Annotated in this window: 6 protein-coding genes; all 6 read left to right on the top strand. The window is 40.1% G+C overall.

Annotated features, from left to right (window positions below; all coding sequences use genetic code 11):
• The first annotated feature begins 109 nt into the window (after nucleotides 1-109).
• The 6 genes from L650_RS0115180 to L650_RS0115155 all read left to right on the top strand — a co-directional run bounded on the left by L650_RS0115180 (nucleotide 110) and on the right by L650_RS0115155 (nucleotide 4,953).
• A complete protein-coding gene (locus L650_RS0115180) occupies nucleotides 110-1,264 on the top strand; it encodes an IS110 family transposase (RefSeq protein WP_029772239.1) in 1,155 nt (384 codons plus the stop codon).
• 295 nt (nucleotides 1,265-1,559) lie between these two features.
• Nucleotides 1,560-2,315: a TonB-dependent receptor domain-containing protein gene (locus L650_RS0115175; RefSeq protein WP_029773631.1), complete on the top strand. Its 756-nt coding sequence runs from the start codon at nucleotides 1,560-1,562 to the stop codon at nucleotides 2,313-2,315.
• 322 nt (nucleotides 2,316-2,637) lie between these two features.
• Nucleotides 2,638-3,105, top strand: coding sequence for a DUF4405 domain-containing protein (locus L650_RS0115170; protein WP_024031643.1), 468 nt, complete (start codon nucleotides 2,638-2,640; stop codon nucleotides 3,103-3,105).
• On the top strand, nucleotides 3,105-3,398 hold the full coding sequence (locus L650_RS0115165; protein ID WP_029773630.1) for a hypothetical protein: 294 nt from the start codon (nucleotides 3,105-3,107) through the stop codon (nucleotides 3,396-3,398). The genes L650_RS0115170 and L650_RS0115165 overlap by 1 nt, the downstream gene beginning before the upstream one ends.
• Nucleotides 3,399-3,476: 78 nt before the next feature.
• Nucleotides 3,477-4,196: a GDSL-type esterase/lipase family protein gene (locus L650_RS0115160; RefSeq protein WP_085065506.1), complete on the top strand. Its 720-nt coding sequence runs from the start codon at nucleotides 3,477-3,479 to the stop codon at nucleotides 4,194-4,196.
• 7 nt (nucleotides 4,197-4,203) lie between these two features.
• Entirely contained in the window at nucleotides 4,204-4,953 is a 750-nt protein-coding gene (locus L650_RS0115155) for a polysaccharide deacetylase family protein (RefSeq protein ID WP_085065505.1), read from the top strand.
• The last annotated feature ends 149 nt before the right edge of the window (nucleotides 4,954-5,102 follow it).

Raw genomic sequence — 5,102 nt, 5'->3', positions numbered from 1 at the left:
TAGACATAATGACTCCCACACGGTGTTAGCCTCCGCTTTTCGTGGGTTAGCTTAATTCAAAGCCAGAGCCATAATTAGTTTGTCAATTAACTAAACAGCAGAGGCTAACATGAATAAACATAGCATACTTTTTATCGGTCTTGATACACATAAAGAATTCAATGAAGTCGCCTATATTGAAGAACATAGAGGTGCGCAACCTGTTCATCTTGGCCGAGTTTCGTCTTCCAAAGTGGCCGTTCAAAAGCTTGTTCGTCAGTTCGAATCGAAATACTCTGGCGCAACACTTCATTTTGTTTATGAAGCAGGCCCATGTGGTTATTGGATTTACAGGTTAATTACCAGCCTCGGCCATTGCTGTTACGTGGTGGCGCCCTCTCTTATTCCTAAAAAACCTGGTGAGAAGATTAAAACCGATAAACGTGATGCTCTTAAGCTTGCTAAATTACTTAAGTCTGAAGATTTAACACCTATCTATGTTCCCGAGCCTGAAGATGAAGCTGTACGCGATTTATCTCGTGCACGCGAAGTGGCAATGAAGGACTTAAAAGATGCCAAATATCAATTAAAGGCGCTGTTGCTTCGCAATAATATCAATTATAAAGGCACTGCGAATTGGTCACAAAAACATTTACGTTGGCTCACTGAGATTGTGCTGCCACACCCCGCTCAGCACATCGTCTTACAAGAATTTTTACACACAATTACCGAACGAATAAGCCGACTTGAACGGCTAGACAATGAACTAACACACCACGTTCACCAGTGGCGTTATTATCCTGTTGTCAAAGCAATACAAGCTATGCGTGGTGTCCGTTTGTTGGTCGCCACTGGCGTTGTTGCTGAGCTTGGCGATTTATCGCGTTTCGACCATCCCCGTAAATTAATGAGTTATCTCGGTCTTGTACCCAGTGAACACTCGAGTGGTGGCAAACGCCATATTGGCGCCATCACAAAATGCGGAAATGGCCGAGCAAGACGCCTTCTTGTGGAAGGTGCACACACTTATCGGTATGCGGCAAATATATCAACAGATATGCAAAAACGACAAGAAGGCTTACCAAAGGACATTATTGATATTGCGTGGAAAGCACAGATTAGGCTCTGCAAACGCTATAAAAAAATGATAGCCAAAGGGAAACACTACAATCTGGTTGTTACCGCCATTGCCCGAGAAATGATTGCGTACATATGGGCTATTGCAAAAGAAGTGGTGCTTACGCCAGTGAATACAAAACTTAGATTGGCAAGAGTACCCGCATGATAAACGTATTAGAGTTAATGCATGGGATCAAGCATCGGGTGTGGCACAACCACCGACGGCGTTAGGATGGCAGTGCAGCTAACGCTGCATTGAACCACGAACATAGACTGAAGACAGGTGCCACGACGAAATAAGTAAGGTCTGCTCTGTTACTAGAAATAGTAATAACCAACGAATATCAGCAAGATAACCGACGACATTACTTGCTTCATCCTATGTATTAACTCGCTCTAATTCGAGCTAAAGTAATTATGGCTTAAAAAGTTAGGCAGGGATCAGTGCGTTTAACTTGACAGTGGGAGTCATACCAACGTTTGGTTTAGCGGCTAAATACTTAATTAATGAAAATTGGAGCATTAACGCAAGCTCTACCGAGCTTTTTCAAGGTCCTGGCCTGCGCGAAAGCTACGTTGATTACAGTACTAACTTTGATAAAGACCTAAAAGCAGAAACCGGTGTTAATAACGCCATTGGTTTTGCCTTTAAAGATCAAAATATTATGGGCTTAGACTCATTTGGTTTTTCATTAAACCTGTTTAAAACCCGTATTGAAGATTACATAGACAACTGGGCAATTGGTAAAGGTCGCCCAATTGGTACCTATGAAAACTCGGGTGATTACGATATAGATGGTTTTGAATCAACACTTTCACTGCGTAAAACGCTATTTAGTGCGCGTTTAAGTTACTCTAAGTCAGACTCTGAACAACTAGAGACAGGCGAGCAACTGCGTTATGAAGTAGGTGATAGCATTTCACTAAACCTTGGCTACGAAGTACCAAAATACGACTTGAAATTTAACTGGACCAGCCTAGTTAACAGAACTGATGACTCAGTATCAAGCGGTGCTGATATTCATAAAGTGGGTTATCAGGTTCATAACATCAGCATGCAGTGGCTACCAAGCCAGCTTGAAGCACTAAGCATGACCTTAGGTGTTGAGAATATTTTTGATAAAACGTATTACTCTCACGCTTCATACTCAAGCGACACAGTGCAAGATTACGAAGCGGGTCGTAATGTTAAATTAAGCGCGTCTTACGTTTTTTAATTTAATAATTTGCGCATGATTTAAGGCTCAATATTTTATTGAGCCTTTTGCTGTTTAAGGGGGGCGTACCTTAAATAGCGTCAACCATACCAATCCGCAATAATACTTAATCATTTTTAGGGGCTAAACGTGTCGCTATCTGCGTTAAAAAACTCTCATTTACGACTGCATGGATGCAGAAGATAGAGCAATGCAGGAGCAATTGCCGAGAACAACTAAATAGCGAATTTTTTGCCTTGCTATCAACACGTTTTTCCATCCTCAAAATAGTTCACTTAATTATGCGGGTTGGTATTATAAATAAATTATTTCAGGGTCAATAATGTCTGATTGGAAACAAAACTTACAAAAGTTCCGTTATGTAATGGACACCTTACTGCTTATTAGCTTTATGCTAGTAAGTGCACCTCAAGCCACCGGCATCCCTTTACACGAATGGTTTAGCCTATTTTTTATTATTCCTTTTGTTATTCACTTACTACTGCACTGGGATTGGGTAACACGCAGCTTTAGCCGTTTATTTGCCAATATAACAGCACGCGAGCGCTTTAATATAGTGTGGGATTACCTACTTTATATAATGATGTTATTAGTATTTGTGAGTGGCTTTTTAGTGTCGGTGGCTCTACTACCCGCACTTAATATTAGTTTAAACATTCAAGACTTTTGGTCGAAAATACATCACGATTCAGCCACCTTTATTATGCCCATGCTAGGTGTGCATTTAGCGCTTAATTTTTCTTGGATAGTAAAACTGACTAAACGCATGTTTGCCAAGGAGGCTAAATAATGAAGCACCTAAAACAACAGTGGAAAACCCGCACCAGCATTGTGTTAGTTGTATCTGTTTTAGTGAGCCTTTTACTGGTTAGTTTAGAGCTCACCGACTGGGCCGCACAAATAAATCAGCAGGGATATTCCCACGGTGCAGCTGAGGGTGAAAAGCCGAGAACAGCCCCTATTTTGATGTACATTTTACCCTTTGTAAAAGAGCTTATTTTAATAGGCGTACCTATGCTACTTACTTTAGGGATTGCTAAACTATTAGGCTTAATAAAAAGGGTGGTTATAAACAAAGTCTGAATACGAATGCAACACGTATCAAAAACCGGCGTTTATAGATACATTGCTAAGTTAGTATGTCTATAAGCGCAGGTTTTTATGAGTTATAAACCAAGTAATTACACACTCCAACACATCACTTTTCTACTTGGCACATTAATTATAGGTGCTGTATTAATAAGCTTTAAAGCTAATGCCGAAAAGGCAATTCCTTTTCAATCGCAATGGCTAAAAAACCACTATGCTGAGCGTATAGCCCATTTTAAGCTACAACCTTTACGCAAAGGCGATATTGTATTTATTGGCGATAGCATTACAGAGCAAGGGCTAAATTGGAGCATACGGTTTAACGACCTACGCGTAAGAAACCGCGGTATTAGTGGCGATATGACCTACGGTGTTTTAGCGCGTTTAAACGAATTAAAAGCAGCCCCGCCTAAAGCTATATTTTTAAAAATTGGTGTAAACGATATTTTTAATTACCATTATATAAAGCAAGTTAAAGACTTAGCGTCGGTGAGTGAAAATATCGAAAAAATAGTGACTCAGCTCAATGACTCACTCCCAAATACACAAATTTATGTACAAAGTATTTTGCCCGATCATCGCAATTTTATTACGCAAATGGCGCAAACGGTTAACCAACAAATTAAAGCAATTGAGCACGCAAATTTTACCTATATAGACTTACACCCCGTATTTTTAGGCCCTCAAGGTACGCTTAAAAAATCGCTCACGACCGATGGCACCCATTTAAATAAGGCAGGCTATGACCTTTGGGCTAAACAGCTTGCATCAATAATGAAAACCTTAAAATGAAGAGTTTATTAATTGCTATATTAATGGCGGNGCAGCCAGTAAAGCGCCTGTAAAAAGCTACCCTAACGGCGCGACTAAAGCTGTTATTTTTAGCTACGACGATGGCGTTATACAAGACAGAAAGCTTGTGGAACTATTTAATAAGTACCAGGTTGTTGGTACGTTTAACTTAAACTCAGGTTTATTTGCTAAAAAGCTACCATGGATGAAAGCCTTTACCGGTAAAGAGGGCGAATATATTAAACAAAGTGAAGTAAAAACACTTTATAAAGGCCATGAAATAGCAAGCCACAGTTACTCACATCCGGGCTTTGCAGGCTTAGATACAGCAGAATTAAAATTACAATTAGCCCGCGATAAGCACATTTTATCGCCCTTAAAAGGCAGCCCCTTACAGTCTTTTGCATACCCTTTAGGCTCTTACGATAAAGCCGCTATGAAATTAGTAAAACAAGCGGGCTTTACTAATGCCCGAACAGTAAACGACACTCTTAATTTTGAGCTCCCTACCAACTACATGGCATGGAACCCAACCGTTCACCACACAAACGCAATGCCATTAATAGAGCAATATATTGCGCTTAAAAGCAATAAGCTCACTGTAATGATGATTTGGGGTCATTCGTGGGAATTTGATAAAAACACAGTAAATAACAACTGGGATTACGCCGAAAAGCTCGTTCAAACAATCTCAAATAAAGATGATATTTGGTATGTATCGGCTGGAGAGTTCATCGCGTTTTTAGAAGGTAAATAAGCGTGCGCAGTGCTAAGTAAAGCTCATATAAGCCCATTTAAATGTAGTAAGCGTAATTAGCTCATCCTTGATGCAATATCCATCGTTAATCTATTAACTCACTTCGAGTAACTGCGAAACTTCGTTTCGGTTCACTCTCACCCGGCGGG

The organism is Pseudoalteromonas sp. TB51, assembly GCF_000498055.1.
Classification (GTDB): domain Bacteria; phylum Pseudomonadota; class Gammaproteobacteria; order Enterobacterales; family Alteromonadaceae; genus Pseudoalteromonas; species Pseudoalteromonas atlantica.
This window is presented reverse-complemented; position numbering and strand designations above follow the sequence as displayed.